This is a genomic window from Streptomyces capoamus, assembly GCF_014654935.1.
Taxonomy (GTDB): domain Bacteria; phylum Actinomycetota; class Actinomycetes; order Streptomycetales; family Streptomycetaceae; genus Streptomyces; species Streptomyces capoamus.
Window position 1 is genome coordinate 35,593 of record NZ_BNBF01000012.1, and the last position, 337, is coordinate 35,929.

The 337-nt window shown below is 67.7% G+C and carries 1 pseudogene; it reads right to left on the reverse strand.

From position 1 onward, the window contains the following. Positions 1-337: pseudogene (locus IE312_RS40950) on the reverse strand (excinuclease ABC subunit B); the annotation flags it as partial.

Genomic DNA, 337 nt, shown 5'->3' on the forward strand with positions numbered 1-337 from the left:
GCCCGGGGTGGCGGACAGGTAGACGGTCTGCCCGATGCGCTCCTGGAACTCCTCCCACTTCAGGGGCCGGTTGTCCAGGGCGGAGGGCAGGCGGAAGCCGTGGTCCACGAGGGTGCGCTTGCGGGAGGCGTCGCCCTCGTACATCGCGCCGATCTGCGGGACGGTGACGTGCGACTCGTCGATGACGAGCAGGAAGTCGTCCGGGAAGTAGTCGAGCAGGGTGTTGGGCGGGGAGCCGGGCAGCCGTCCGTCGAAGTGCATCGAGTAGTTCTCGACGCCGGAGCAGGTGCCGATCTGCCGCAGCATCTCGATGTCGTACGTGGTACGCATCCGCAGT